This is a genomic window from Pseudomonas sp. P65(2024) (assembly GCF_057480955.1).
This window is the reverse complement of the sequence record NZ_JBLIYX010000002.1, coordinates 111,789-137,168: the sequence shown is the minus strand read 5'-3', so window position 1 is coordinate 137,168 and position 25,380 is coordinate 111,789. Positions and strand designations below refer to the sequence as shown.

General features: G+C 63.9%; 27 protein-coding genes. 14 read left to right on the top strand and 13 right to left on the bottom strand.

Annotated features, from left to right (window positions below; genetic code table 11):
• Window positions 1-10: 10 nt before the first annotated feature.
• A complete protein-coding gene (locus AC25MA_RS03380) occupies window positions 11-598 on the bottom strand; it encodes a cytokinin riboside 5'-monophosphate phosphoribohydrolase (protein ID WP_069016481.1) in 588 nt (195 codons plus the stop codon).
• Between the two features lie 346 nt (window positions 599-944).
• Here AC25MA_RS03380 and azu point away from each other — a divergent pair, with 346 nt between their 5' ends.
• The gene (azu, locus tag AC25MA_RS03375; protein ID WP_028688246.1) at window positions 945-1,397 is read left to right on the top strand and encodes an azurin; all 453 of its coding nucleotides are present in this window, start codon (window positions 945-947) and stop codon (window positions 1,395-1,397) included.
• Window positions 1,398-1,463: 66 nt separating this feature from the next.
• On the opposite strand, the gene nadE is transcribed toward azu, so the two are convergent.
• Window positions 1,464-2,291 (bottom strand): ammonia-dependent NAD(+) synthetase, encoded by an 828-nt coding sequence (nadE, locus tag AC25MA_RS03370; RefSeq protein ID WP_028688245.1) that lies wholly within the window; start codon window positions 2,289-2,291, stop codon window positions 1,464-1,466.
• Between the two features lie 3 nt (window positions 2,292-2,294).
• Window positions 2,295-3,500, bottom strand: coding sequence for a nicotinate phosphoribosyltransferase (gene pncB, locus AC25MA_RS03365; protein WP_028688244.1), 1,206 nt, complete (start codon window positions 3,498-3,500; stop codon window positions 2,295-2,297).
• Between the two features lie 441 nt (window positions 3,501-3,941).
• On the opposite strand from pncB, the gene AC25MA_RS03360 reads away from it, so the two are divergent.
• From AC25MA_RS03360 to AC25MA_RS03335, 6 genes are all read left to right on the top strand, one after another.
• Window positions 3,942-5,078, top strand: a complete 1,137-nt coding sequence (locus tag AC25MA_RS03360) for a branched-chain amino acid ABC transporter substrate-binding protein (protein WP_088852049.1) — start codon at window positions 3,942-3,944, stop codon at window positions 5,076-5,078.
• A 156-nt stretch (window positions 5,079-5,234) separates the two neighbouring features.
• A complete protein-coding gene (locus tag AC25MA_RS03355; RefSeq protein WP_028688242.1) occupies window positions 5,235-6,149 on the top strand; it encodes an ABC transporter permease subunit in 915 nt (304 codons plus the stop codon).
• Window positions 6,150-6,151: 2 nt separating this feature from the next.
• The gene (gene livM / locus AC25MA_RS03350) at window positions 6,152-7,453 is read left to right on the top strand and encodes a high-affinity branched-chain amino acid ABC transporter permease LivM (protein WP_028688241.1); all 1,302 of its coding nucleotides are present in this window, start codon (window positions 6,152-6,154) and stop codon (window positions 7,451-7,453) included.
• The gene (locus tag AC25MA_RS03345; protein ID WP_050707124.1) at window positions 7,450-8,325 is read left to right on the top strand and encodes an ATP-binding cassette domain-containing protein; all 876 of its coding nucleotides are present in this window, start codon (window positions 7,450-7,452) and stop codon (window positions 8,323-8,325) included. The genes livM and AC25MA_RS03345 overlap by 4 nt, the downstream gene beginning before the upstream one ends.
• Window positions 8,322-9,038, top strand: coding sequence for an ABC transporter ATP-binding protein (locus tag AC25MA_RS03340; protein WP_028688239.1), 717 nt, complete (start codon window positions 8,322-8,324; stop codon window positions 9,036-9,038). Before AC25MA_RS03345 ends, AC25MA_RS03340 begins: the two co-directional genes overlap by 4 nt.
• Before the next feature lie 651 nt (window positions 9,039-9,689).
• Window positions 9,690-10,457 (top strand): SDR family oxidoreductase, encoded by a 768-nt coding sequence (locus AC25MA_RS03335; protein WP_023629361.1) that lies wholly within the window; start codon window positions 9,690-9,692, stop codon window positions 10,455-10,457.
• A 67-nt stretch (window positions 10,458-10,524) separates the two neighbouring features.
• Here AC25MA_RS03335 and AC25MA_RS03330 read toward each other — a convergent pair whose 3' ends face one another.
• The 3 genes from AC25MA_RS03330 to AC25MA_RS03320 all read right to left on the bottom strand — a co-directional run bounded on the left by AC25MA_RS03330 (window position 10,525) and on the right by AC25MA_RS03320 (window position 12,890).
• Window positions 10,525-11,613, bottom strand: coding sequence for an AGE family epimerase/isomerase (locus AC25MA_RS03330; RefSeq protein WP_241411178.1), 1,089 nt, complete (start codon window positions 11,611-11,613; stop codon window positions 10,525-10,527).
• 66 nt (window positions 11,614-11,679) lie between these two features.
• Window positions 11,680-12,312, bottom strand: coding sequence for a TetR family transcriptional regulator (locus tag AC25MA_RS03325; RefSeq protein WP_028688237.1), 633 nt, complete (start codon window positions 12,310-12,312; stop codon window positions 11,680-11,682).
• A gap of 122 nt (window positions 12,313-12,434) precedes the next feature.
• Window positions 12,435-12,890, bottom strand: a complete 456-nt coding sequence (locus tag AC25MA_RS03320; protein ID WP_062360867.1) for a hypothetical protein — start codon at window positions 12,888-12,890, stop codon at window positions 12,435-12,437.
• Window positions 12,891-13,209: 319 nt separating this feature from the next.
• Here AC25MA_RS03320 and AC25MA_RS03315 point away from each other — a divergent pair, with 319 nt between their 5' ends.
• A complete protein-coding gene (locus tag AC25MA_RS03315) occupies window positions 13,210-15,276 on the top strand; it encodes an AsmA family protein (protein ID WP_028688235.1) in 2,067 nt (688 codons plus the stop codon).
• A 120-nt stretch (window positions 15,277-15,396) separates the two neighbouring features.
• On the opposite strand, the gene AC25MA_RS03310 is transcribed toward AC25MA_RS03315, so the two are convergent.
• Complete coding sequence (locus tag AC25MA_RS03310) at window positions 15,397-15,924, bottom strand: ferritin-like domain-containing protein (RefSeq protein ID WP_036985638.1); 528 nt, start codon at window positions 15,922-15,924, stop codon at window positions 15,397-15,399.
• Window positions 15,925-15,960: 36 nt separating this feature from the next.
• The gene (gene osmE, locus AC25MA_RS03305; protein ID WP_028688233.1) at window positions 15,961-16,302 is read right to left on the bottom strand and encodes an osmotically-inducible lipoprotein OsmE; all 342 of its coding nucleotides are present in this window, start codon (window positions 16,300-16,302) and stop codon (window positions 15,961-15,963) included.
• A 124-nt stretch (window positions 16,303-16,426) separates the two neighbouring features.
• On the opposite strand from osmE, the gene AC25MA_RS03300 reads away from it, so the two are divergent.
• On the top strand, window positions 16,427-17,317 hold the full coding sequence (locus AC25MA_RS03300) for a lipase family alpha/beta hydrolase (RefSeq protein WP_247283953.1): 891 nt from the start codon (window positions 16,427-16,429) through the stop codon (window positions 17,315-17,317).
• 114 nt (window positions 17,318-17,431) lie between these two features.
• On the opposite strand, the gene AC25MA_RS03295 is transcribed toward AC25MA_RS03300, so the two are convergent.
• On the bottom strand, window positions 17,432-18,304 hold the full coding sequence (locus tag AC25MA_RS03295) for a DMT family transporter (RefSeq protein ID WP_028688231.1): 873 nt from the start codon (window positions 18,302-18,304) through the stop codon (window positions 17,432-17,434).
• Window positions 18,305-18,492: 188 nt separating this feature from the next.
• Between AC25MA_RS03295 and AC25MA_RS03290 the strand changes: the two genes are divergently transcribed.
• The 3 genes from AC25MA_RS03290 to AC25MA_RS03280 all read left to right on the top strand — a co-directional run bounded on the left by AC25MA_RS03290 (window position 18,493) and on the right by AC25MA_RS03280 (window position 20,717).
• Window positions 18,493-19,281, top strand: a complete 789-nt coding sequence (locus AC25MA_RS03290) for an AraC family transcriptional regulator (RefSeq protein ID WP_486971784.1) — start codon at window positions 18,493-18,495, stop codon at window positions 19,279-19,281.
• 64 nt (window positions 19,282-19,345) lie between these two features.
• Complete coding sequence (locus AC25MA_RS03285) at window positions 19,346-19,639, top strand: PsiF family protein (protein ID WP_062360875.1); 294 nt, start codon at window positions 19,346-19,348, stop codon at window positions 19,637-19,639.
• Between the two features lie 70 nt (window positions 19,640-19,709).
• Entirely contained in the window at window positions 19,710-20,717 is a 1,008-nt protein-coding gene (locus tag AC25MA_RS03280; RefSeq protein ID WP_062360876.1) for an AI-2E family transporter, read from the top strand.
• A 36-nt stretch (window positions 20,718-20,753) separates the two neighbouring features.
• Here the strand turns inward: AC25MA_RS03280 and AC25MA_RS03275 are convergent, their stop codons facing one another.
• The gene (locus tag AC25MA_RS03275; protein ID WP_062360878.1) at window positions 20,754-22,025 is read right to left on the bottom strand and encodes an Hsp70 family protein; all 1,272 of its coding nucleotides are present in this window, start codon (window positions 22,023-22,025) and stop codon (window positions 20,754-20,756) included.
• Between the two features lie 163 nt (window positions 22,026-22,188).
• Between AC25MA_RS03275 and cbpA the strand changes: the two genes are divergently transcribed.
• Window positions 22,189-23,148, top strand: a complete 960-nt coding sequence (gene cbpA, locus AC25MA_RS03270; RefSeq protein WP_028688226.1) for a curved DNA-binding protein — start codon at window positions 22,189-22,191, stop codon at window positions 23,146-23,148.
• Window positions 23,149-23,150: 2 nt separating this feature from the next.
• Entirely contained in the window at window positions 23,151-23,456 is a 306-nt protein-coding gene (locus AC25MA_RS03265) for a chaperone modulator CbpM (RefSeq protein WP_028688225.1), read from the top strand.
• An 82-nt stretch (window positions 23,457-23,538) separates the two neighbouring features.
• Here the strand turns inward: AC25MA_RS03265 and AC25MA_RS03260 are convergent, their stop codons facing one another.
• From AC25MA_RS03260 to urtE, 3 genes are read right to left on the bottom strand one after another with little or no spacing between them, the layout of a single operon-like run.
• The gene (locus AC25MA_RS03260) at window positions 23,539-24,081 is read right to left on the bottom strand and encodes a GNAT family N-acetyltransferase (protein WP_028691304.1); all 543 of its coding nucleotides are present in this window, start codon (window positions 24,079-24,081) and stop codon (window positions 23,539-23,541) included.
• A 5-nt stretch (window positions 24,082-24,086) separates the two neighbouring features.
• Window positions 24,087-24,611 (bottom strand): GNAT family N-acetyltransferase, encoded by a 525-nt coding sequence (locus AC25MA_RS03255; RefSeq protein ID WP_028691303.1) that lies wholly within the window; start codon window positions 24,609-24,611, stop codon window positions 24,087-24,089.
• A gap of 31 nt (window positions 24,612-24,642) precedes the next feature.
• Window positions 24,643-25,341 (bottom strand): urea ABC transporter ATP-binding subunit UrtE, encoded by a 699-nt coding sequence (gene urtE, locus AC25MA_RS03250; RefSeq protein ID WP_028691302.1) that lies wholly within the window; start codon window positions 25,339-25,341, stop codon window positions 24,643-24,645.
• Window positions 25,342-25,380: the final 39 nt, after the last annotated feature.

Below are 25,380 nucleotides of genomic sequence, written 5' to 3'. Positions count from 1 at the left end.
CTCTCAGCTTTCAATCCGGCTGCTTGTCGACCCACTTCGGCAACACCGGCGATTCGAACCGATCCATCCCGTCCAGCAGCTCATCCGGCTGCTGCCCCAGCAACAGCATCGCCCGATGCTGCGGCCGCACGAAGCCCTCTTCGACGATATGGTCGAGGAACCCGCCCAGCTTTTCATAGAACCCGTTCACATCCAGCAGCCCCAGCGGCTTGGCGTGATAGCCCAACTGCCCCCAGGTCCACACCTCGAACAGCTCCTCCAGCGTGCCCAGGCCGCCCGGCAGGGCGATGAACGCATCGCTGAGCTCGGCCATGCGCGCCTTGCGCGCGTGCATGCCGTCCACCACCTCCAGGCGGGACAGTCCCTTGTGGCCGATCTCGGCGTTCATCAGGCTTTGCGGAATGATGCCGATGACTTCGCCACCAGCAGCCAGCGCGGCATCGGCGACGGTGCCCATCAGGCCGACCGCGCCACCGCCGTAAATCAAGGTCAGGCCACGACGTGCGATGGCCTGGCCCAGAGCCACGGCAGCTTCGCGATAGGCGGGGTTGGCACCGATGCTGGCGCCGCAGAAGACACAAACGGAACGTACAGGCATTGCTTATCTCCCTTTACATGCGCGCACAGGGTAAGGCGCATGCCTGTCGCTTCCAAGGGGGATCATTCGGGACGGGCGAACTCGCAGATGGCGCCACTGGCGCCGTGAGCGTAAGCGGCGAGCAGGCTGTTCATGAAGCTGGAAAGGGACATTTCATTCAACTCCTAAATGAGAGGTTGTCCCATCGTCTATCAAGAGGGCATGATGTGCACTTTGATTGGTTGTATACAATCCATTGAACAAATCTACTGCCTGGCCACTTGACACCCCTTGACCCATATCAGGTACGGGCGTCCGATTTTCAGGCAGTCTCGCAATTGATAAAACCCTGCCAAGGAGATTCATGATGTTTGCGAAAGCTGTAGCGGTATCCCTGCTGACCCTCGCCAGCGCCTCTGTCTTCGCTGCTGACAAGTGCTCGGTGACTGTCGACTCGACTGACCAGATGTCCTTCAATACCAAGGAAATCACCGTCGACAAGAGCTGCAAGGAGTTCACCGTAAAACTGACCCACTCCGGCAGCCTGCCGAAGAACGTCATGGGCCATAACCTGGTCATCAGCAAGACCGCCGACATGCAGGCCATCGCCACCGAAGGCATGTCCCAGGGCCTGGACAAGGATTACATCAAGGCCGATAACGCCGCGATCATCGCCCACACCAAGATGATCGGCGCGCCTGAGAAAGAAACCGAAGTGAAGTTCGATGCCACCAAGCTGGAAGCCGGTGGCGACTACAGCTTCTTCTGCACCTTCCCGGGCCACATCGCGATGATGAAGGGCAAGGTCATCGTCAAGTAATCAACGTCTGACGCAGTACCCTGTGGGAGCGGGTCAAGCCCGCTCCCACGTTCAACCTCATGCTATTCAGGGCGCGAACGGCAGCTCGCGCTTGTGCTGGGTCTTGCGGTAGGTGGCGACGATGATGTCGAACGCTGCCTGATCGACCGGCTGCCCATGCAGGAAGGCATCAATCTGCTGGTAGGTCACGCCGTGTGACGCCTCGTCCGGCTTGCCCGGCTCGAGGTCTTCCAGGTCCGCGGTCGGCACCTTCTCCACCAGCGACTCTGGCGCGCCGAAGCTGCGCGCAATGGCTCGTACCTGGTTCTTCACCAGCCCGCTCAGCGGCGCCAGGTCGCACGCCCCGTCACCGAACTTGGTAAAGAACCCCATCACCGCCTCGGCGGCGTGGTCGGTGCCGATCACCAGGCCCGCGCGGGCACCGGCGACGGTGTACTGGGCGACCATGCGCGTGCGCGCCTTGACGTTGCCGACGACGAAGTCCACCAGGGTCGGCGAGCCATTTTTCAGTTCCTGAACTTCCGCCGCCAGGGCCTTCACCGCCGGGGCGATGTCGATGGTGTGCACCTCGTCGGCCTTGATCACCTCCAGGCAGGCCTGGGCGTCGTGCTCGTCGTGCTGCACCTGGTACGGCAGGCGCACGGCGATGAAGGTGTAGGCCTGGTCGCCGGTCTCGCTGCGCAGCTCGTTGATGGCACGCTGGGCGAGCAGGGCGGCGGTCAGCGAGTCGACGCCGCCGCTGATGCCCAGGACCAGGGTCTTGAGCCGGGCATTGGCCAGGCAGTCCTTGATGAAGGCCACGCGCCGGGCGACTTCCCGCTCGAGCGCGGCGGCGTCTGCGAACGGCGGCTGCACCTTGAGCGCCCGGGCAATCTCTTGCTGAACGGCTTGCATGGGTTACTCCTTGCTGGGGACTTTGAATACGTGACGCAGGTAAGTGACGAAGTTCTCGTCGCGGCACTGGGTCTTGGCGGCTTCGTCGGAGATCTTCGCCACCGGCGAGCCGTTGCAGTCGGTCATTTTAAGCACGATGTTCATCGGCGCCACACCGGGGATGTCGCAGGTCAGGTTGGTACCGATACCGAAGCTGACATTGATGCGCCCACGCAGGGCCCGGAAGATCTCCAGCGAGCGGGTCAGGTTCAGGCCGTCGGAGAACACCAGGGTCTTGGTCATCGGGTCGATCCCCAGCTTCTGGTAGTGGGCGATGGCTTTCTCGGCCCAGGCCACCGGCTCGCCCGAGTCGTGGCGCAGGCCGTCGAACAGCTTGGCGAAGTACAGGTCGAAGTCCTGGAGGAACGCGTCCATGGTGATGCAGTCGGTCAGGGCGATGCCGAGCAATCCACGGTATTCGCGGACCCAGCAGTCCAGCGCGGCGATCTGGCTGTCGATCAACCGCGGGCCGAGCTGCTGGTGGGCCATGATCCACTCGTGGGCCATGGTGCCCAGGGGCTTGATATCCAGTTTCCATGCCAGGTCGACGTTGCTGGTGCCGACGAAACGGCCCGGGAACTCATCGCGCAGCACCCGCACTACTTCTTCCTGTACGCGGCTGGAAAAACGCCGGCGGGTGCCGAAGTCGGCCACCTGCAGATGGGCCAGTTCGTCATCGCTGGCGTGGGCGCGCAGCCAGTCGAACTTGCGATGCAGCTGGTCGCGGGCTTCGGCCAGGCGCATGCGCGGATGCAGGTGGCGGTTGCGCACCTCGCTGATGATCGCCAGCAACGGCACCTCGAACAGGATCACATGCAGCCAGGGGCCGCGCAGGCGCAGGAACAGCTGATCGTTTTCGATACCGATGCGCACATAACGCAGGTTGAAGCGGAACAGGCGCAGGAAGCGCAGGAAGTCCGGCTTGAGGAAGCTGATGCGCTCGAGGAACGCCAGTTGGTCGTCATCCAGGGTCAACTCGCTGAGCCGTTCGAGCTGGTTGCGGATCTCGCCCAGGTAGGGCCGCAAGTCCTCGCCATTGCGGCAGCGGAACTCCCATTCGACGTCGGCGTCCGGGTAGTTGTGCAGGACGGCCTGCATCATCGTCAGTTTGTAGAAGTCGGTGTCGAGCAGGTTGTGCACGATGCGCTCGGCGAATGCGCTCTCGCTCATCAGGGGGAAGCTCCAAGGCGGGCAATGGCGACCATTGTGCCAGATCGCGGGGCAAGCCCGCTCCCACGCCGCTCGCGATCCTGGCCTTTGCAGGTAATTTTCCGTGCGCCAGCTAGCCTTCAAACGGTGCTGCCTGTAGCAGTCACGCACCAGCGGTGTGCAGTTCGGTGACGTCCGCTGTTACAGGTCGGTTGCACGTTAACACTCGCAAGGGTTGCAATGATGGCGCTCGGAGGTTGCTCCTTGTCTAGGTGTATCGGTAGCGCTTGCTCCGCAGTAGACGGTTGCACGCTCAATAAAGAAAAGGCCGCCGGTCGCCTCTGTTCACTCCCTGTCGTGTGTTTTCCCGGAAGACAAAACCACTGGCACGGCCCTTGCTCGGAGCACAGGGCTGAGAAGTTGTAGTGCCAACCAAAAAAAATACTCTAGGAGCACCACCTCATGTCGCAGACGTTTTACAAGAAAGGTTTCCTGGCACTGGCCGTAGCCACGGCACTGGGTGTTTCTTCGTATGTTCAGGCCGACATCAAGATCGGCGTCGCGGGTCCCATGACCGGGGCCAACGCAGCGTTTGGCGAGCAGTACATGAAAGGTGCGCAGGCAGCGGCCGATGTGATCAACAAGGCCGGTGGCGTGAACGGCGAGAAGATCGTCCTGGTCAAGGGCGATGACGCCTGCGAGCCGAAGCAGGCCGTGGCCGTGGCGAACCGTCTGGTCGACCAGGACAAGGTGGCTGGTGTAGTGGGGCACTTCTGTTCTTCCAACACCATTCCGGCTTCCGAGGTATATGCAGACGCAGGCGTGATCGCCATCACCCCCGGTTCCACAAACCCGCAAGTAACCGAGCGTGGCCTTGATGCGATGTTCCGCATGTGCGGCCGTGACGACCAGCAGGGCATCGTCGCCGGCAACTACATCGTCGATGTGCTCAAGGGCAAGAAGGTCGTCGTGCTGCACGACAAGGACACCTATGGCCAGGGCCTGGCCGACGCCACCAAGGCGCAGCTGATCAAGCGCGGCGTCACGCCGGTGCTGTACGAAGGCCTGACCCGTGGCGAGAAGGACTTCAGCGCCGTGGTCACCAAGATCCGCGCCGCCGGTGCCGATGTCGTCTACTTCGGCGGCCTGCACCCCGAGGCCGGTCCGCTGGTGCGTCAGCTGCGCGAGCAGGGCCTGAAGGATGTGGCGTTCATGTCCGACGACGGCATCGTCACCGACGAACTGGTGGCCACCGCCGGCGGCGCCCAGTATACCAACGGCGTGTACATGACTTTCGGCGCCGACCCGCGCCTGCTGCCCGACAGCAAGGCGGTGGTGGAGGAGTTCCGCAAGAACGGCACCGAGCCTGAAGGCTACACCCTGTACGCCTACGCTTCGGTCCAGGCCCTGGCCGCCGCCTTCAACGGCGCCAAGTCGAACAAGGGCGAGGATGCCGCCAAGTGGCTGAAGGCCAACCCGGTCAAGACCGTCATGGGCGAGAAGAAGTGGGACAAGAAGGGCGACCTGACCGTCTCCGACTACGTGGTCTACCAGTGGGATGCCAACGGCAAGTACCACCAGCTGGAAAAACAACAATAACAACGGCATCCGGCCCGGGCGCGCCATGCTCCGGGCCGTGGCCCCGCGGTACCTGTCATTGTCAGTAGATCTGCACAGTTCTGCGCTGCGAGGGCCGTTGCATCCGGACCCTGCGTGGTCGGCGCTCGTGCGATCTCAATCAGGTGAGATTGCGTTATGGATGGTATTTTCCTGCAGCAACTGGTCAACGGCCTGACCCTCGGGTCGGTCTACGGCCTGATCGCCATCGGCTACACAATGGTCTATGGCATCATTGGCATGATCAACTTCGCGCACGGCGAGGTGTACATGATCTCCGCGTACCTCGCGGCGATCAGCCTGGCATTGCTGGCCTACTTTGGTATCGAGTCGTTTCCGCTGCTGATGCTGGGCACCCTGTTGTTCACCATCGTCGTCACCGGCGTCTATGGCTTCACCATCGAACGCATCGCCTACAAGCCTCTGCGCAACTCCACCCGCCTGGCTCCGCTGATCAGCGCCATCGGCATCTCGCTGATCCTGCAGAACTACGCGCAGATCAGCCAGGGCGCCCGCCAGCAAGGCGTGCCGACCCTGCTCGAAGGCGCCATGCGCATCGAAGTGGGCACCGGCTTCGTGCAACTGACCTACACCAAGATCTTCATCCTGGTGGCCGCCTTCGTTGGCATGGCGCTGCTCACCTACGTCATCAAGTACACCAAGCTCGGGCGCATGTGCCGAGCGACGCAGCAGGATCGCAAGATGGCTTCGATCCTGGGCATCAACACCGACCGGGTGATCTCCTACGTGTTCGTCATCGGCGCGGTGATGGCCGCGCTGGCCGGCGTGCTGATCACCATGAACTACGGCACCTTCGACTTCTACGCCGGCTTCATCATCGGCATCAAGGCCTTCACCGCCGCTGTGCTCGGCGGTATCGGCTCGCTGCCGGGGGCGATGCTCGGCGGCATTATCCTGGGGATCTCAGAATCGTTGTTCTCCGGCCTGATCAACTCCGACTACAAGGACGTGTTCAGCTTCTCGCTGCTGGTGATGATCCTCATCTTCCGTCCCCAAGGCCTGCTGGGTCGCCCGCTCGTGGCTAAGGTGTGAACATGTCCGCTGCCAATTCTGCCTCTGTTGCCCAAACCAAAGGTTTCGACCTCAAACGCAGCCTGCTGGAGACGATCGTCGCCGGTCTGCTGGCCCTCATCGTCTTCGGTCCGGTCGTCGGCGTGGTACTTGACGGCTACAGCTTCAACGCCGAACCGGCCCGCGTGGCCTGGCTGGTCGGCGGTGTGATGGCCGGGCGTTTCATCCTCAGCTTATTCCTGCAGACACCGACCGGCCAGCGCATGCTCCAGGGCTTCGATAGCGGTGGTTCGGGCGTGCATGTACTGGCGCCGGACTACAAGTCGCGGCTGCGCTACATCATCCCGGCGCTGATCGTCATCGCCATCGTGTTCCCGGTGTTCGCCAACAAGTACTTGCTGACCGTGGTCATCCTCGGCCTGATATACGTGCTGCTGGGCCTGGGCCTTAACATCGTGGTGGGCCTGGCGGGCCTGCTCGACCTGGGCTACGTGGCGTTCTACGCCATCGGCGCCTATGGCCTGGCCCTCGGCTACCAGTACCTGGGCCTGGGCTTCTGGAGCGTGCTGCCGCTGGCGGCGATCGCCGCGGCGCTGGCGGGGTGCATCCTCGGGTTCCCGGTGTTGCGCATGCACGGCGATTACCTGGCCATTGTCACCCTGGGCTTCGGCGAGATCATTCGCCTGGTGCTGAACAACTGGCTGTCGTTCACCGGCGGCCCGAATGGCATGCCGGCGCCGTCGCCGACCTTCCTGGGGCTGGAGTTCGGCCGCCGGGCCAAGGATGGCGGAGTGCCGATCCATGAGTTCTTTGGCTTCGATTACAACCCCAACCTGAAGTTCGTGTTCATCTACGCCGTGCTGTTCCTGGTGGTGCTGGCGGTGCTGTACATCAAGCACCGGCTGACTCGCATGCCGGTGGGCCGCGCCTGGGAAGCCCTGCGCGAGGACGAGATCGCCTGCCGTTCCATGGGCCTGAATCACGTGCTGGTCAAGCTCTCGGCGTTCACCCTGGGCGCCTCCACCGCTGGTTTGGCCGGGGTGTTCTTCGCCACCTACCAGGGCTTCGTCAACCCATCGTCGTTCACCTTCTTCGAGTCGGCACTGATCCTCGCCATCGTCGTGCTCGGCGGCATGGGCTCGACCGTGGGCGTGGTGATCGCCGCGTTCGTGCTGACCGTGGCCCCGGAGCTGCTGCGCAGTTTCTCCGAGTACCGGGTGCTGCTGTTCGGCGTGCTGATGGTGCTGATGATGATCTGGCGACCGCGGGGGCTGATCCGCATCAGCCGTACCGGTGTGGTCCCGCGTAAAGGAGTGGCGCCATGAGCGACGAAATCATTCTGTCGGTCGACAACCTGATGATGCAGTTCGGCGGGATCAAGGCGCTCAGCGATGTCAGCCTGAAGGTCAAGCGCAACCAGATCTTCGCCCTGATCGGCCCCAACGGCGCCGGCAAGACCACCGTGTTCAACTGCCTCACCGGCTTCTACAAGGCCAGCGGCGGACGTATCGAGCTGAACGTGCGCGGCAGCCACACCAACGTCATCCAACTGCTCGGCGAGCGCTTCCAGGCGGCGGACTTCGTCTCGCCGGCGCGCTTCGCCAACCGCCTGTACTACAAGATGTTCGGCGGTACCCACCTGGTCAACCGCGCAGGTCTTGCACGGACCTTCCAGAACATTCGCCTGTTCAAGGAAATGTCGGTGGTGGAAAACCTGCTGGTGGCCCAGCACATGTGGGTCAACCGCAACCTGCTGGCCGGCGTGCTCAATACCCCGGGTTACCGCAAGGCCGAGAGCGACGCGCTGGACCATGCGTTCTACTGGCTGGAGGTGGTCGACCTGGTCGATTGCGCCAACCGCCTGGCTGGCGAGCTGTCATACGGCCAGCAGCGCCGCCTGGAAATCGCCCGGGCCATGTGCACGCGGCCGAAGATCATCTGCTTGGACGAGCCGGCCGCCGGCCTCAACCCGCAGGAGACCGAGGCCCTGAGCCGCATGATCCGCGTGCTGCGCGATGAGCACGACATCACCGTGGTGCTGATCGAGCACGACATGGGCATGGTCATGAGCATCTCCGATCATATCGTCGTGCTCGACCACGGCAACGTGATCGCCGAAGGCACGCCGCAGGACATCCGCCACAACCCGACGGTGATCGCCGCCTACCTGGGTGCAGATGAAGAGGAGCTGATATGAGTGCGCCCATTCTTGAGCTTAAGGACCTGGATGTGTTCTACGGGCCGATCCAGGCCCTGAAGAAAGTCTCCATGCATATCAACGAGGGCGAGACGGTGAGCCTGATCGGCGCCAATGGCGCGGGCAAGTCGACACTGCTGATGTCGATCTTCGGCCAGCCGCGGGCGGCCTCCGGGCAGATCGTCTATCGCGGCACCGACATCACCCGCAAGTCGTCGCACTACATTGCCTCCAACGGTATCGCCCAGTCTCCGGAGGGGCGGCGGGTGTTCCCCGACATGACCGTTGAGGAGAACCTCATGATGGGCACCATTCCGATTGGCGACAAACATGCCGGTGAGGACATGCAGCGCATGTTCGAGCTGTTCCCACGGCTCAAGGAGCGGCGCAACCAGCGTGCCATGACCATGTCCGGCGGCGAGCAGCAGATGCTCGCCATCGCCCGGGCGCTGATGAGCCGGCCCAAGCTGCTGCTGCTCGATGAGCCCTCGCTGGGGCTGGCACCGATCGTGGTCAAGCAGATCTTCTCCACCCTGCGCGAGCTGGCGCAGACCGGCATGACCATCTTCCTTGTGGAGCAGAACGCCAACCATGCGCTGAAGCTGTCGGACCGGGCCTATGTGATGGTCAACGGGCAGATCCGCATGACCGGGACCGGGCAGGAGCTGTTGGTCAACGAGGAGGTGCGTAACGCCTATCTGGGCGGGCACTGAGTTACATTCCACAGATCGCGGGGCAAACCCGCTCCCACAAGCGCCTCATTTGGGCCTGTGGGAGCGGGCTTGCCCCGCGATGCGTTTTATGCCGGACGGCAGATGTGGACAACTTGTCGCATATCTTTCTTGAAACACGCCACAACCCCACTGCAAACCCTTGTTTCCACAAGTGGAAAACTTTCCACGGATTATGTGGAACCGCCTGTGGAAAACATGGTGGCACCTCGCTCCAGCCCAGATAAATCAGCGCGTTCGAGCATTTGGTCGTTTTTTGATCAATAACGGTTTGTGCATGATTTTGCATGTGTTTTGCGCAGCCCATGGATTTACCCACAGCGGGGAAATTTCTGTGGATAACGCTGTGGGAAAACCTTGGACAGACCGCCAGAGACGGCATGGTTGAAAGCCTTGCGCCATCATCCACGGATGTCCACACCGCGCAGAGGTTCCCTTGACCCGACGAGTTGCCCCCAATCCATGGGGAAAGCCTTGTGGATAAGGTGCGCATAGCCCGGTGCAGCCCTTCTACCACGGGCCTCAGCGAGGTTAGTACATTTTTTGACCAGCGGTGATGACGGTTGTGGTCGAGCCCTGCGCCGGGCATGCTGCGAGGCCTGTCGACGACAATCCAACGCTAAGGAGAAGAGCATGACATCCACCGTATTCATCACTGGCGCGACGTCCGGTTTTGGCGAGGCCACCGCCCGCCGTTTCGCCGACGCCGGCTGGAAGCTGGTACTCACCGGTCGGCGCAAGGAGCGCCTGGATGCGTTGTGCCAGGAACTGTCGGCCAAGACCGAGGTGCACGGCCTGGTGGTCGATGTGCGTGACCGTCAGGCGATGGAAGCCGCCATCGCCAGCCTGCCGCCGAGCTTCGACAAGCTGCAGGGCCTGGTCAACAACGCCGGCCTGGCGCTGGGTGTGGACGCGGCGCAGAATTGCAGCCTGGACGACTGGGAAACCATGGTCGACACCAACATCAAGGGGCTGATGTACACCACTCGCCTGCTGCTGCCTCGATTGATTGCCCATGGGCGTGGCGCGTCGATCCTCAACGTCGGTTCGGTGGCGGGCAACTACCCGTACCCGGGCGCGAATGTGTATGGCGGCACCAAGGCCTTCGTCGGCCAGTTTTCCCTGAGCCTGCGCTGCGACCTGCGAGGAACGGGCGTGCGGGTGAGCAATATCGAGCCGGGGCTGTGCGAGAGCGAGTTCTCGCTGGTGCGCTTCGGCGGTGACCAAGCCAAGTATGACGCCACCTATGCCGGCGCCGAGCCAATCCAGCCGCAGGACATCGCCGAGACCATCTTCTGGATTCTCAACCAGCCGGCACATATCAACATCAACAGCCTTGAGCTGATGCCAGTGAGCCAGGACTGGGCAGGGTTCTCGATCGACCGGTCGGCCAAGGGCTGATACGCCAATGATCGCGGGGCAAGCCCGCTCCCACGATGGCGTGGGAGCGGCTTGCCCCGCGATTGTGTCAGATCAGGCGCTGCAAGCCTTCCAGGCAGGTCGCCAGGTGATACGGCGTAGTCGATGGCATGTCGTGGCGGCTGACCGCGCCATTACCATCACGGCACTCATGCCAGCCACCGTCATGCAGGAATCGCGACTCCAGCGCCTGTAGCTGCGCCAGCAACCTCGCCTCGCTTCCTGGCCGCAAGGCCAGCGCCCGCAGGTACTCGGCCTGGGCCCAGATCCGTTGGGTCGCATCGATGACCTTGCCGTCCACATCGAGCATCGCCAGCACCGCCGTATCTTTCACACCGTACTGCTCGGCGTAGTCGAAGGCGCGGGTGATGGAAGCGTGCAGCGCAGTCCCGCGCAGCAGCGGCGAGGTGTCCAGCAAGTAGAACCATTCGAACTGGTGCCCCGGCTCGAACCAGTTATCCACAGCCCCGCGTGGTTTCTCCAGCATCAGGCCGTGGCGCTGTTCGATGAATTGCACCTGCAGCGCGTCGCACAACTGCAGCAGCGACTGGCGAACCTCGTCGTCCTCGCGCACGGCCAGTACCTGAAGGAAAGCCTCGGCCAGGTGCATCTGCGGGTTCTGCAGCGAGCCGCTGCCCAGGTCCGACCAGTCCTCAGCGAGGCTGGCCTCGTACAGGCCATCGTCACGGGCGAACTGCTCGGCAACGACTTCGAGGGCACCGTTGAGCGTGGCTTCCACCAGGCCTTCTCCGACCTTGCCCCAGTAATGGGCACAGGCGAACACGATGAAGGCGTGGGTGTAGAGGTCCTTGCGTCGGTCCAACGGCTTGCCCTGCGCGTCGATGCTGTAGAACCAGCCGCCGTGCTCGGCGTCGTGGAAGTGCTTCTGCAGCGAACGGAACAGCGCGGCGGCGCGTTCGGCGGCGCCCGGTTGACCGATGCGGCTGCTGAACAGGTACAGCTGGCGGGCGCAGGCCATGGCCCGGTAGCGTTGCACCGGCAGTGGCCGGTGCTGGGTGTCCAGGGCTTCGTACGGCAGGGCCATGTCGGCGTTCCAGCCAGGGCCCTGCCACAGCGGCACGATGCGCTCGGCGAAGTGCTGTTGGAAACGGGTCAATGCGGGGCGGGGGTCGGACATGGTCGCGCTCGTGACGGTCGGGCAGGGCGCCATGGTAGCAGATGTAACAAGTGCTTCGTGGGCGCGTCAGCCGGGATTGCCCAGCCCCTGCCAGTGCCGCGCGCCCACGAAGATGAAGCGCAGTTGCTGGGTGATCTTCTCCTGGGGCGTCAGCGCCTGTGGATGACCCGACTCAGGGCTGTCGATCAGTTCCGGCAGGGTGGCGAACACGGTCTTGACCACCAGGTCGGCCATCACCGCCAAGGCGGCGCCGTCCAGATGCTGCCAACGCGGCATGCGTGCCAGGTCTGTGGCCAGGTCGTTGCTGATGTCCTGGCGCAGGCGGGCGATGGCCTGGCGCACTGGCTGCGAGCCGCCGTATTGCTCGCGGGCGAGGAACAGGAACTGCGCCCGGTGGGCGACGACCACGTCGAGGAAGATGCGCACCGAGGCGTCGGTGATGCCGCCCAGCTCGAATTCGTTGTGGCGTACCAGGCGGATGGTCTGGCGGAAAGTGGTGTCCACCTCGGCAACCAGGGCCAGGCCCAGCGCATCCATGTCGGGGAAGTGGCGGTAGAAGCCGGTGGGCACGATGCCCGCGGCCTTGGCCACCTCGCGCAGGCTGATGCTGCCGAAGCCACGGCCGCTCTCCATGAGCAGGCAGGCGGCATCCAGCAGGGCCTGGCGGGTCTGTAGCTTCTGTTCGGCGCGCGGCAGCATGGGGCAGGATTCTATGACGGTACGGCTGGGCATTCTGGATAAAAAAACAAAGCCCGGTCAATGGACCGGGCTTGGAGGGTAGCAGGCGCAGTGGGGCGGGTTGTTGTTCTCGGCCATGGCGATCAGCTCACACGGCTGAGTTCGACCAGACGATCCGAGCCACCTTCGGCGATACGGTTGTTGCGTTCGTTGAGGCGATCGGCGCCACCCTCGGCGACACGGTCATTGCGTTGGATCAGACGATCCGAGCCACCCTCGGCAACCCGGTCATTGCGTTGAATCAAGCGATCGGAGCCACCTTCGGCAACGCGGTCATTGCGTTGGATCAAGCGATCGGAGCCACCTTCGGCGACGCGGTTGTTACGTTCGAGCAGACGCTCGGAGCCGCCTTCGGCCACACGGCCTGCGCGCTCCTGCAGGCGCTCGGCGCCACCTTCTGCCAAGGTGTTCAGCGGTTGGCTGACGGTGGCGGCGCTGGAGCGCGATTCGGCGCTCAGGTGCTGGTCTTCGGCTGGCAGGGCGAAGGCGTTGGCGGCAAGTACGGACAGGGTCAGGCTCAGCAGCAGATGGCGTTTCATGGTTCGGTGCTCCTCGGGGGGGGGCTGGAAAGTGGGTACGAAGCCAATGCTACGCCTGGTAACTCCAGAGAAAAGTTCATCAGGATAATGGTAACAATCGACAGGATTGATACTGTGCGTGGAGGGCTCTGGATCAGTGTTTTCAGGTGTTTATCAAACACTGAGGCACGCTTGATCCCCGGTAACACTGCCGCTGTCCGTGGACGAAAAGCTGAGAAAGGCGTCAGGAAAATCCTGGTTATCATGGCGCACGGATTAAACCCGGCGGTTTTTCATCAGTCCGACATAATGAGTGCCATGCAGTCAGGAGAACCATGCAATGACGCGCCCTGCCAGAATCCTCATCTGGACCTTCGCCACCCTTGCCACCCTGCTGGCGATCCTGGTGGTGGTGATCGCCACCTTTGACTGGAACCGCGTCAAGCCGCTGCTAAACGAGAAAGTCTCCGAAGCACTGCAGCGGCCCTTCGCGATCAACGGCAACCTCGCCGTGCATTGGCGCACCGAACCCGAGGAAGGCGGCTGGCGGGCCTTCGTGCCCTGGCCGCACTTCAGCGCCGAGGACCTCACCCTGGGCAACCCCGACTGGCTCAAGGCGCCGCGCATGGTCGCCCTCGAGCGAGTGGACTTTCGCCTGGCGCCCTTGCCGCTGATCGTCCAGCGCATCAGCATCCCGCGCATCGACCTGGTCAAGCCCAGCGCCAGCCTTACCCGGCTGGCCGATGGCCGGGCCAACTGGGTGTTCGATTTCGGGCCCAAGGATGAGAACGAGGCACCGTCAAAGTGGGAGCTGGACATCGGCGCCATCGGCTTCGACCAGGGCAACGTCAGCTTTGACGACCAGACGCTGAAGACCAGCATGAAGGTGCAGGTCGATCCGCTGGGCAAGCCGATCCCGTTCAGCGACATCGTCGGCAAGGCCCGCGCCGAGAAGGCCGGCAATGCCCAGGACTATGCCTTCGGCTTCAAGGCCCAGGGCCGCTACAAGGGCCTGGCGGTGGCCGGCACCGGCAAGATCGGCGGCCTGCTGGCGCTGCAGGACGCCAGCCAGCCGTTTCCGCTGCAGGCCGATGTGCGTATCGGCGATACCCAGGTCGCGCTGGCCGGGACCCTGACCGATCCACGCAACCTCGGCGCCCTCGACCTGCGCCTGAAGCTTTCCGGCAACAGCCTGGGCAACCTCTACCCGCTGACCGGCGTGACCTTGCCCGATACGCCGCCGTATGCCACCGATGGTCATCTGACCGCCAACTTGCACGCCGCCGGCGGCGCGCAGTTCCGTTACGAGGGCTTCAACGGCAAGATCGGCGACAGCGACATTCACGGCGACCTGGTCTTTGTCGCCAGCCAGCCCCGGCCGAAGCTCTCCGGCAACCTGGTCTCCAACCAATTGCTGTTCAAGGACCTGGCGCCACTGATCGGCGCCGATTCCAACAGCGAGCAGAAGGCCCGCGGCGGTGCCAGCAAGCAGCCGGCCGGCAAGGTGCTGCCGGTCGAAGAATTCCGCACCGAGCGCTGGCGGGCCATGGACGCCGACGTGACCTTCGCCGGCAAGCGCATCGTGCACAGCGAGACGCTGCCGTTCAACGACCTGTCCGCCCATGTGATCCTCGAGGACGGCCTGCTGCGCCTGGAGCCGCTGCGCTTCGGCGTGGCCGGCGGCAACCTCGATTCCAACATCCGCCTGGACGGGCGCAGCGCGCCGTTGCAGGGCCGTGCACGGCTGACCGCGCGTGGCTTCAAGCTCAAGCAGCTGTTCCCCAGCTTCGCGCCGATGCAGACCAGCTTCGGCGAACTCAACGGCGATGCCGACATCAGTGGCCGGGGCAACTCGGTGGCCGCGCTGCTGGGCACTTCCAACGGGGATCTACGCCTGCTGATCAACGATGGCGCCATCAGCCGCAGCCTGATGGAAATCGCTGGGCTGAACGTGGGCAACTACGTGATCGGCAAGTTGTTTGGCGACGAAGATGTGAAGATCAATTGTGCCGCAGCGGATGTCGGGATCAAGGATGGCCTGGCCACCAGCCGCTTGTTCGTTTTCGATACCGAGAACGCGATCATCTACATCAACGGTACGGCCAACTTCGCCAGCGAGCAGTTGGACCTGAAGATCACCCCGGAGTCCAAGGGCCTGCGTCTGTTCTCGCTGCGTTCGCCATTGTATGTGCGCGGACCGTTCGCCAAGCCGAGTGCCGGCGTGCAGGCGGTGCCGCTGGCGCTGCGTGGCGCGGGAATGGTGGCGCTTGGCGTGGTGGCCGGGCCGGCGGCGGGGCTGCTGGCGCTGATCGCGCCGAGCAGCGGGGATGAACCCAACCAGTGCACGCCGTTGTTGCAGCAGATGCGCGCTGGCAAGGCGCCGGCGGCGGTGAAGGGCAAGAAATAGGGCCGCTTTGCGGCCCTTTCGCGACGCAAGGCCGCTCCCACAGGCAAAGCGTCGATCTTGAGTCATATGCTTGACCTGTGGGAGCGGCTTTGCGAAAGGGGCGCACAGCGCCCCCAGGTATCACAGCCCCTGCAACAGGTCCGACATATCGTCCGCGTGCTCTTCCTCCTGGGCCAGGATGTCCTCGAAGATGCGCCGGGTGGTCGGGTCCTTGTCGCCGATGTACTGGATGATCTCGCGGTAGCTGTCGATGGCGATGCGCTCGGCCACCAGGTCCTCCAGCACCATCTCCTTCAACGAATTGCCTGCCACGTACTGCGCGTGGGAGTTTTTGGTCAGGTTGTCCGGATTGAAGTCCGGCTCGCCGCCCAGCTGCACGATGCGCTCGGCCAGCTTGTCGGCGTGCTCGGCTTCCTGGTTGGCATGCTCGAGGAACTCCGCGGCGGCAACGCTGGCCTTGATGCCGCTGGCCATGAAGTAGTGACGCTTGTAGCGCAGGACGCAGACCAGCTCGGTGGCCAGCGACTCGTTCAGCAGGCGCAGGATCTTTTCACGATCGGCGTGGTAACCCTCGGTCACCGCACCTTGCTCGACATGCTGGCGGGCACGTTCGCGCAGGGTCTTCACATCGGTCAGTTCAACGCTCATGTTCATCTCCGAAAGCATCAGGGTAGTCATGGTGTGTCATGCGCCGTGTACGGCGTCGCTGTCTTGTTGGCGTTGCTTGCAGGTCTTGAAGCCCTTGGCGTCGACATGGCCGGTGGCGTCGAAACGCACGTAGTAGGGCTGCTGGTGGCCATCACGGTTGAGGATGTAGTCATTGCAGGTGCCGCCGTGGGGCAGGTCGATGACGTTGGACGGGCTGCCGCCGATGGCAATGACCTTCTGCATGGTCATGCCGTGCTCAACCTGCTTGACCAGCGGTTCGTCGCGGTAGGTGACATAGTCCACCGGGTTTTCCGGGCGGCTGCCGCAGGCGGCGAGGGTGGCGCTTGCCAGAAGGATGGCCAGGGTTCGCTTGTACATGGTCCCGCTCCTTGCTCAGGGTCTGTTCTGCTTGGAACCGCGCGGCGCGCCGGGAGTTCGATTGCACTTGTCGTCGATCGCGCTGTAGGGTGGACCGGTCTGTTCACGGATGAGGGCAAGGGGGATGAGTCAGGAGCTGGCCACGCGTTATCCACTGGTGCTGGTGCCGGGCATGCTCGGGTTCGTGCGGGCGCTGGTGTATCCCTACTGGTTCGGCATCGTGCCGGCATTGCGCCGGGGCGGCGCGCAGGTATTCCCGGTGCAGGTGTCGCCGCTGCATTCCAGCGAAGTGCGGGGTGAGCAGCTGCTCGGCATCATCGAGGACATCTGTCAGCGCACGGGGGCCGACAAGGTCAACCTGATCGGTCACAGCCAGGGCGCCCTCAGTGCCCGCTATGCGGCGGCGAAGCGGCCTGACCGGGTGGCTTCGGTGACGTCGGTGGCCGGCCCCAACCATGGCTCGGAGCTGGCCGACCATCTCGAACGCACGGCACCTGGTGACTCTGTGCGGGGGCGCTTCCTGAAGGCCGTGCTGCATGGCTTCGCTGTGCTGTTGGGTTGGCTGGAGACCGGATGGCGCCGCGATCCGCTGCCGATCGATGTGCACGCCTCCCATCAGTCGCTGACCAGTGCCGGGGTGGCGCTGTTCAACCAGGCTTATCCACAGGGGCTGCCCGAGGTCTGGGGCGGCGAAGGGCCGGCTGAGGTGAACGGTGTTCGCTACTACTCCTGGTCCGGCACCCTGCAGCCAGGGCGCACCGACCAAGGCTTGAACCGGTTTGACGGCAGCAACCGATTTTGCCGGCTGTTCGCCCGCAGTTTCGTCCGAGAGAAGGGGCAGTGCGATGGCATGGTCGGGCGCTTCAGCTCGCACTTGGGTCTGGTGATCGGGGACGACTATCCGCTCGATCACCTGGATATCGTCAATCAGTCGCTGGGCGCGGTGGGCAAGGGTGCCGAGCCGGTGAGGCTGTTCACCGAGCATGCCGCACGGCTCAAGGCTGCGGGGCTGTGAGAAGCCTGGGGCTGCTTCGCAGCCCTATCGCGACACAAGGCCGCTCCAGGGGATTGCGTTCGTCTGTGGGAGCGGCCTTGCGTCGCGAAAGGAGCGCGCAGCGCTCCCCGCGTACTAACGCCGTACCGGAGTGGTCCAACGCTCGGCCAGCAGCACGCCAACCAGCGTTAGCACACCGCCAACCAGGTGATAACTGGCCAACTGCTCATCTAGCACTACCGCCGCGATCACCGCCGTGACCACCGGCAGCAGGTTGAAGAACAGCGTGGTCCGGCTTGGCCCCAGACGGTGCACCGCCTGCATCCACACCCGTGGCGCGACCATCGAGGCCAGCAGGCCGGCATACAGCACCAGGCCAATGTTGTGGCCGTTCAACCCGGTCTTGGGTGACAGCAGGAACAGCGGCAGCAACACCAGGATCGCCACCAGCACCTGCAGGTACAGCAACTGCAGCGGCGGCAGGCGCAGCTGCCATTTTTTCAACAGGAAGCTGTACAGCGCATAGGCGAAAGTGGCCACCAGCATCATCAGGTCGCCGGCGTTCAACCCCTGGTGCAGCAGCACGCCGGGTTGCCCGGCCGAGACCACCTCCAGTACGCCGAAGAACGACACCAGCGCGCCCAGCAGCGCGCCATAGGTCAGGCGCTGACCGAGCCAGGCAATGGACAGGGCCAGCGACATCAGCGGCATCAACGAGAGGATGATGCCCATGTTGGTGGCGCTGGTGATGGCGGCGGCGAAGTAGGCCAGGCTCTGGTAGATGGCCATGCCCAGCACGCCCAGCACGAAGATCTTGCCCAGGTGCGGGCGGATGGCCGTGCGGTTGCGCCAGAGCTGTGGCAGCAGGAAAGGGGTGAACAGCAGGCCGGCCAGCAGCCAGCGGTAGAAGCCGATCTCGGCGGGGAAGATGGCCCCGGCGGACATCTTGGTGACCACGGTGTTGCCGGCCCAGATGAGGATGGCGATGAGGGGGAAGAGGTAGTTCATGATGATTCTCGAGTTGCGGTTGACCCGTGGGAGCGGGCTTGCCCCGCGATTGCGCCAGGCCAGGAAATGATGTTGGCCGGGCGGGTGCAATCGCGGGGCAAGCCCGCTCCCACGTGGCGGCCATTATCGCTTGTCTGTCCAAATGCCTATACTTCCATCCAGACAACCCGTCCCGCGAAGCAGACAGCATGACCCGCAAGTTCCTCGACATCCCACGGTTAGACCGGCTCCCCGCACCGGTCTACTTCCGCTACGACGAATTCGGCGCCGACACCCACAGCCCGCCGCACCGTCACCCCTGGGGCCAGCTCAACTATGCCTCCCATGGCCTGATGCACCTGGACGTCGAGGGCCAGCGCTTCATCTCGCCCCCGCACTACGCTGTCTGGGTGCCGCCGGAGACGGAGCATGGCTGCTACAACCCCCAGGCCATCATCTACCGTTCGGTCTATCTGGAGCGCAGCTTGTGCGCTGAACTGCCGGCGCAGCCCTGCAGCCTGGTGATCAGCGACATCCTCAAGGCGATCCTTGGCGACTTCGCCCGCCGCGACCTGCACATCGCCCAGGACGAGCGCGACCAGCGCCTGGTCCAGGTACTGATCGACCAACTGCGCCTGGCGCCGACGCAGACCTGTTATTTGCCGTTCGCCCGCAGCGACAGCCTGCGCCAGGTGCTCAAGGCGTTGCACGCGGGGCCTGGCGACAACCGGCCGCTCGCCCATTGGGCCGGGCAGGTGCATGTCAGCGAGCGTACCCTGGCCCGGCAGTTTCTGCGGGAGCTGGGGATGAGCTTCGGCGAATGGCGCTTGCGACTGCGCTTTCTGCGGGCTATCGAGGCGCTCGAGGCGGGCACGCCGATCCAGGCCATCGCCTTCGACCTCGGCTATAGCAGCGCTTCGGCCTTCATCGCCATGTTCCAGCGCCAGGCCAATTGCACCCCGGAGCAGTACCGGCGGCGGGCACGGACAGAGATGTAAGAATTCTTGTCTACACTCAGCTGCGACGAGCGCGCATCCGGCGCGCAGGCAAGGAGACCACTCCATGAAGCTGCTGCACGTACCCCTGCTGGTGTTGGGCCTGTTGATCGCGGGCCAAGGGTTCGCCGCCACCGCGCAACAGGAAAAGATGAAGACCTGCAACGCCGACGCCACCGCCAAGGCGCTCAAGGGCGATGAACGCAAGGCGTTCATGAGTACCTGCCTGAAAAAGGCCGAGCCGGCCAAAGCCGCCACCCAGCAGGAGAAGATGAAGACCTGCAACGCCGACGCCACCACCAAGGCGCTCAAGGGCGATGAACGCAAGACCTTCATGAGTGACTGCCTGAAGAAGAAATGACCTGCGCCTATGCCTCTGCCGTGAAGGCTGGCAGACTGCGGGACTTTCCGCTGTCTGCCGTTGAGGCTGTATGACTTTCACTCCCCGCCAGGTCACCCTGGCCAGCTGGATCATCGTCATGGCGGGCCTGTTGCTGGCGCTGCCGCTGAAGCTGCTGCCGAGCCTGCTGGCCGGCCTGCTGGTCTACGAGCTGGTCAACATGCTCACCCCGCGCCTGCAACCGCTGATCGCCGGGCAGCGCGCACGCTGGTTGGCGGTGGCGCTGCTCGGCACCCTGGTGGTGAGCACGCTGACGTTGCTGATCGCCGGCGCCTTCAGTTTCCTGCTGCACGAGGCCGAGAACCCCGGCGCCTCGCTGGACAAGTTCATGGGCCTGGTCGAGCGCGCGCGGGGCCAGCTGCCGCCGTTCATCGAAGCCTACCTGCCGGCCAGCGCCGCCGAGTTCAAGGTGGCCATCGGCGACTGGATCAAGAGCCACCTCAGCGACCTGCAACTGGTGGGCAAGGGCATGGCGCACATGTTCGTGACCCTGCTGATCGGCATGATCCTCGGCGCCATCGTCGCCCTGCAGCGCATCCCCGACATCTCCCGGCGCAAGCCCCTGGCGGCGGCGCTGTTCGAGCGCCTGAGCCTGCTGGTGCAGGCGTTTCGCAACATCGTCTTCGCGCAGATCAAGATCTCGCTGCTCAACACCTTCTTTACCGGCATCTTCCTGGCCGTGGTGCTACCACTGTTCGGCGTGCACCTGCCGTTGACCAAGACGCTGATCGTGCTGACCTTCCTGCTCGGGCTGCTGCCGGTGATCGGCAACCTGATGTCCAACACCCTGATCACCATCGTCGGCTTGTCGCTGTCGATCTGGGTGGCGATGGCGGCGCTGGGGTATCTGATTGTTATCCACAAGGTCGAGTACTTCCTCAACGCGCGGATCGTTGGCGGGCAGATCAGTGCCAAGGCCTGGGAGCTGTTGCTGGCGATGCTGGTGTTCGAGGCGGCATTCGGCTTGCCGGGGGTGGTGGCGGGGCCGATCTATTACGCTTACCTGAAGAGTGAGTTGAAGCGGGCGGAGTTGGTCTGAAGGATTGCCGGGGCCGCCACGCGGCCCCGGGATGGCTCAGGCGGCGCCGTAACGCTTGCGTGCCTCGATCGCCAGCCCACTGCCAATGCTGCCGAAGATATTGCCTTCCACATGCCGCGCATTGGGCAGCATTGCCGCCACGCTGTTGCGCAGCGCCGGAATCCCGCTGGAACCACCGGTGAAGAACACCGTGTCCACCTGCCCTTCGCTCACGCCGGCCTTGGCCAGCAGCTCGGTCACGCTGCCGCGCACCCGCTCCAGCAACCCGCCGATGGCGTCTTCGAACAGCGCCCGGGTCAGCTCGGCCGACAGTTCAGGCTCGATCCGGCCGAAGTCGATGCGACGGCTGTCGCGCTCGGTCAGTTCGATCTTGCTGGCTTCCACTTCCATCGCCAGCCAGTGCCCGGCGCGCTGCTCGATCAGGTTGAACAGGCGGTCGATGCCTAGCGTGTCCTCGATGTCATAGCGCATGCTGCCCAGGGCCAGTTGCGACTTCTGCGAGTACAGGGCGTTGATGGTGTGCCAGGTGGCCAGGTTGAGGTGGTAGCTGGTGGGCATCAGCGCGCCGCTCTTCATCCGGCTGCCGTAGCCGAACAGCGGCATCACGCCCTGTAGGCTCAGTTGCTTGTCGAAGTCGGTACCGCCGATGTGCACGCCGCCGGTGGCGAGAATATCGCTCTGGCGCTCGGCCACCAGGTGACGCTCGGGCGACAGGCGGATCAGGGTAAAGTCCGAGGTACCACCGCCGATATCGACAATCAGGACCAGCTCTTCACGGCTAATGCCCGACTCGTAGTCGAACGCCGCGGCGATCGGTTCGTACTGGAACGACACGTCCTTGAAGCCGATCTTGCGCGCCACCTCCGCCAGGGTGTCCTCGGCCTCCTGGTCGGCGGCCGGGTCTTCGTCGACGAAGAACACCGGGCGGCCCAGCACCACTTGGTCGAATTCGCGGCCGGCATCGGCTTCGGCACGCTTTTTCAGTTCGCCGATGAACATGCCCAGCAGGTCCTTGAACGGCAGGGCGCTGCCCAGCACGCTGGTGTCGTGCTTGATCAGCTTGGAGCCCAGCAGGCTCTTGAGCGAGCGCATCAGGCGGCCTTCGTAGCCCTCCAGGTACTCGTGCAGGGCCAGGCGGCCGTACACCGGGCGACGCTCCTCGATGTTGAAGAAGACCACCGACGGCAGGGTGATCTTGCCGTCTTCCAGGGCGATCAGCGATTCGACGCCCGGGCGGTGCCAGCCGACCGTGGAGTTGGAGGTGCCGAAGTCGATGCCGAGGGCACGGGCCGGGGATACGTCAGACATGAAGGAGAGCTTCCGGAGGCAAAACGGCCGCGCAGTTTATGCCAGTCTGCGACTAAATCAAGACCGGTCGTCTGCGATAGCGCAACCCCGAATGAACCTTGAAAGGCTATGCTTGACCCCAATCTTCAATAGCAATACGTACATTCACATCGGTGATCCATAGATGGACTTCAAAGACTATTACAAGATACTCGGCGTCGAGGCGAGCGCGGACGAGAAGGCGATCAAGGCCGCGTACCGCAAGCTCGCGCGCAAGTATCACCCCGACGTCAGCAAGGAGCGTGACGCCGAGGACAAGTTCAAGGAGGCCAACGAGGCCTACGAAGTGCTTGGCGACAAGGACAAGCGTGCCGAGTACGACGAAATCCGCAAGTACGGCGGCCAGCATGGCCGGCCGTTCCAGGCGCCGCCTGGCTGGGAGTCCCGCGGCGGTGGTGGCGGTGGCTTCGAGGGTGGCGATTTTTCCGATTTCTTCAGCTCGATCTTCGGCGCCCGGGGCGGCAACCCCTTTGGTGGCGGCGGTGGCCGGCAGCAACGCAGTGCCGGCAGGCGAGGGCAGGACGTGGAACTGGAACTGGCGGTCTTCCTCGAAGAGACCCTGAACAAGGAATCCAAGCAGATCAGCTTCCAGGTGCCGCAGACCAACGGTGCCGGGCAGCGTACCGGGTTCACCACGAAAACGCTGAACGTGAAGATCCCCGCCGGGGTGACCGACGGCGAGCGTATCCGCCTCAAGGGCCAGGGCGCACCCGGCGTGGGCGGTGGCGCCAACGGCGACCTGTTCCTGACCATCCGCATGGCTCCGCACCCGCTGTTCGATGTCGAAGGCCATGACCTGATCATCACCGTGCCGCTGGCACCGTGGGAAGCGGCGCTCGGCGCCAAGGTGGCCGTGCCGACCCTGACCGGCAAGATCAACCTGACCATCCGCCCGGACAGCCAGAGCGGCCAGCGCCTGCGGGTCAAGGGCATGGGCCTGTTGAACAAGCAGGGCGAGCGCGGCGACCTCTACGCCCAGCTCAAGGTGGTCATGCCCGCCCAGTCCGACGCTGCCGCGCGCGAACTGTGGACCCAGCTCTCCGAGAAAGCCGCGTTCAATCCGAGGACTCAATGGAGTAAGTGATCATGAGCAGCACCCTGATCGTTCAACTGGACATGCGTACCCTGTGCCAGGAGGCCAATGTATCGGCCGACTGGGTGATCGAGATCGTCGAGCACGGCATTGTCGAACCGTCAGGGCGAACGCCCGAGGAGTGGGTGTTCGATGACCGCGCGCCGGTGACGCTGAAGCGCGCGGTGAAGCTGCATCAGGAGCTGGAGTTGGAGTGGGAAGGGGTGGCGCTGGCGCTGGAACTGTTGGAAGAGGTGCAGCAGTTGCGTAGCGAGAACAGCATGTTGAAGCAGCGGTTGGGCAGGTTTACCCAGATATAAGAGTAAAAGCATCGCGGGGCAAGCCCGCTCCCACGCCAGGCATCGAGGTGCTTCGTGGGAGCGGACTTGCCCCGCGATTGCATCAACGCCGTTCTGAAGCCGGCGCCAGGACCTTGAAATACAACGCTGTTGCCCGGTACACCCCTTCCGGTCCGCAGGCATAATCCGGAATCTCCCCCGCCTTGCTGTACCCCTGCGCCCGATAGAACGCCTCGGCCCCAGACCCCGCCTCGGTATCGAGAAACAGCATCCCCCGCCCGATCCGCCGCGTCTCGGCCTCCAGGGCCCCCATCAACTGCTGCCCCAGCCCACGCCGCCGAGCATCGCTGTGCACCAGCAACTTCTGCACCTCGGCCCGGTTCAGCCCATTGGGCTTCAGGCACAACCCCAACTGCACGCTGCCCAGCACTTCCTGCCCCTGGGCAATGACCCAGAGCAGTTGCTCGCCACCGGCCATTTTTGCCTTCACCTCATCGAAGTAGGCCTTGGCCTGCTGCTCGTCGATATCGGCCAGAAACCCCACCGACGCGCCCTGGCGCACCGCATTCAGCAAAAGGGCCACCAGCCCGTCGCGGTAGTACGCCAGGCCTTCGTGGGTGACGCGGTGCAGCTGGGCGGTGTTCATTGGCTTCAGGTCCTTGAAGGGGGAAGGGTGTTGTCATCCAGGTAAAGCTGCATGAAGGTCAGGTCCAGCCAGCGCCCGAACTTCACCCCCACCTGCGGCATCTGCCCGGTGATGCTGAAGCCCAGGCGTTCGTGCAGGCGGATCGATGCGGCATTGCCGCTCTCGATGGCGGCGACCATCACATGTTTGTCGCAGTGGCGCGCGCGCTCGATCAGCGCGTCCATCAACACCGGGCCCAGGCCCTTGCCGCGTTGGTCGCCACGCACGTACACCGAATGCTCGACGGTGTGGCGAAAGCCCTCGAACGGTCGCCAGTCGCCAAATGAGGCATAGCCCAGCACGCCGCTGTCGTCCACCGCCACCAGGATCGGATAGCCCTGCTGCGCACGGGCCTCGAACCAGGCCTGGCGGTTGCCCAGGTCCACGGGGGTTTCGTTCCAGATCGCCGTGGTGTTGGCCACGGCGTCGTTGTAGATGTCGAGGATACCCGGCATGTCGTCGATCAGGGCGTCGCGGATCTGGTAACTCATGACAGCGTCTCGCAAGGGAAGTGGCTGCAGATTAAATGGTAACCAGGCCGCGCACACCTTCGGCCTGCATGTTTTCACCCCGGCCGCGCTGGACGATCTCACCGCGGGCCATGACCAGGTACTGGTCGGCCAGCTCCTCGGCGAAGTCGTAGAACTGCTCCACCAGAAGGATGGCCATGTCACCCCGGTCGGCGAGCGTGCGAATCACTGCGCCGATTTCCTTGATCACCGACGGCTGGATGCCTTCGGTGGGCTCGTCGAGGATCAGCAGGCGCGGGCGGCTGGCCAGGGCGCGGCCGATGGCCAGCTGTTGCTGCTGGCCACCGGAGAGGTCGCCGCCACGGCGTTGCTTCATCTGCTCCAGCACCGGGAACAGTTCGTAGATGAAGGCTGGCACTTCCCGGGCCTCGCGGGCGGGGAACCGCGACAGGCCCATCAGCAGGTTTTCCTCGACGGTCAGGCGCGGGAAGATTTCGCGGCCCTGCGGCACGTAGCCGATGCCGGCCTGGACCCGTTGCTGGGGCTTGAGCGTGGTAATGGGTTTGCCTTCCCATTCCACGCGGCCCTCGCGGGCCGGCAGCAGGCCCATCAGGCAGCGCAGCAGGGTGGTCTTGCCCACGCCGTTGCGGCCCAGCAGGCAGGTGACCTCGCCGACCTTGGCCTCGAAGGACAGACCGCGCAGGATGTGGCTGCCACCGTAGTATTGGTGCAGGGTGTCGATTTTCAGCATGTGTTGTTCCTGAACGCTGGGGGTGACTGCACGGGCCTG

Bases quoted from the DNA above. Each gene is read 5' to 3' on its own strand.
- AC25MA_RS03320 (WP_062360867.1), bottom strand. From the start codon at position 12,890: ATGAAACGCCATCTGCTGCTGAGCCTGACCCTGTCCGTACTTGCCGCC.
- AC25MA_RS03280 (WP_062360876.1), top strand. From the start codon at position 19,710: ATGACTTTCACTCCCCGCCAGGTCACCCTGGCCAGCTGGATCATCGTC.
- AC25MA_RS03325 (WP_028688237.1), bottom strand. From the start codon at position 12,312: ATGCTGCCGCGCGCCGAACAGAAGCTACAGACCCGCCAGGCCCTGCTG.
- cbpA (WP_028688226.1), top strand. From the start codon at position 22,189: ATGGACTTCAAAGACTATTACAAGATACTCGGCGTCGAGGCGAGCGCG.
- AC25MA_RS03275 (WP_062360878.1), bottom strand. From the start codon at position 22,025: ATGTCTGACGTATCCCCGGCCCGTGCCCTCGGCATCGACTTCGGCACC.
- AC25MA_RS03310 (WP_036985638.1), bottom strand. From the start codon at position 15,924: ATGAGCGTTGAACTGACCGATGTGAAGACCCTGCGCGAACGTGCCCGC.
- AC25MA_RS03285 (WP_062360875.1), top strand. From the start codon at position 19,346: ATGAAGCTGCTGCACGTACCCCTGCTGGTGTTGGGCCTGTTGATCGCG.
- AC25MA_RS03290 (WP_486971784.1), top strand. From the start codon at position 18,493: ATGACCCGCAAGTTCCTCGACATCCCACGGTTAGACCGGCTCCCCGCA.
- AC25MA_RS03335 (WP_023629361.1), top strand. From the start codon at position 9,690: ATGACATCCACCGTATTCATCACTGGCGCGACGTCCGGTTTTGGCGAG.
- AC25MA_RS03315 (WP_028688235.1), top strand. From the start codon at position 13,210: ATGACGCGCCCTGCCAGAATCCTCATCTGGACCTTCGCCACCCTTGCC.
- nadE (WP_028688245.1), bottom strand. From the start codon at position 2,291: ATGCAAGCCGTTCAGCAAGAGATTGCCCGGGCGCTCAAGGTGCAGCCG.
- AC25MA_RS03255 (WP_028691303.1), bottom strand. From the start codon at position 24,611: ATGAGTTACCAGATCCGCGACGCCCTGATCGACGACATGCCGGGTATC.
- AC25MA_RS03340 (WP_028688239.1), top strand. From the start codon at position 8,322: ATGAGTGCGCCCATTCTTGAGCTTAAGGACCTGGATGTGTTCTACGGG.
- azu (WP_028688246.1), top strand. From the start codon at position 945: ATGTTTGCGAAAGCTGTAGCGGTATCCCTGCTGACCCTCGCCAGCGCC.
- AC25MA_RS03380 (WP_069016481.1), bottom strand. From the start codon at position 598: ATGCCTGTACGTTCCGTTTGTGTCTTCTGCGGCGCCAGCATCGGTGCC.
- urtE (WP_028691302.1), bottom strand. From the start codon at position 25,341: ATGCTGAAAATCGACACCCTGCACCAATACTACGGTGGCAGCCACATC.
- AC25MA_RS03345 (WP_050707124.1), top strand. From the start codon at position 7,450: ATGAGCGACGAAATCATTCTGTCGGTCGACAACCTGATGATGCAGTTC.
- AC25MA_RS03300 (WP_247283953.1), top strand. From the start codon at position 16,427: ATGAGTCAGGAGCTGGCCACGCGTTATCCACTGGTGCTGGTGCCGGGC.
- AC25MA_RS03330 (WP_241411178.1), bottom strand. From the start codon at position 11,613: ATGTCCGACCCCCGCCCCGCATTGACCCGTTTCCAACAGCACTTCGCC.
- AC25MA_RS03360 (WP_088852049.1), top strand. From the start codon at position 3,942: ATGTCGCAGACGTTTTACAAGAAAGGTTTCCTGGCACTGGCCGTAGCC.
- pncB (WP_028688244.1), bottom strand. From the start codon at position 3,500: ATGAGCGAGAGCGCATTCGCCGAGCGCATCGTGCACAACCTGCTCGAC.
- AC25MA_RS03265 (WP_028688225.1), top strand. From the start codon at position 23,151: ATGAGCAGCACCCTGATCGTTCAACTGGACATGCGTACCCTGTGCCAG.
- AC25MA_RS03295 (WP_028688231.1), bottom strand. From the start codon at position 18,304: ATGAACTACCTCTTCCCCCTCATCGCCATCCTCATCTGGGCCGGCAAC.
- osmE (WP_028688233.1), bottom strand. From the start codon at position 16,302: ATGTACAAGCGAACCCTGGCCATCCTTCTGGCAAGCGCCACCCTCGCC.
- livM (WP_028688241.1), top strand. From the start codon at position 6,152: ATGTCCGCTGCCAATTCTGCCTCTGTTGCCCAAACCAAAGGTTTCGAC.
- AC25MA_RS03260 (WP_028691304.1), bottom strand. From the start codon at position 24,081: ATGAACACCGCCCAGCTGCACCGCGTCACCCACGAAGGCCTGGCGTAC.
- AC25MA_RS03355 (WP_028688242.1), top strand. From the start codon at position 5,235: ATGGATGGTATTTTCCTGCAGCAACTGGTCAACGGCCTGACCCTCGGG.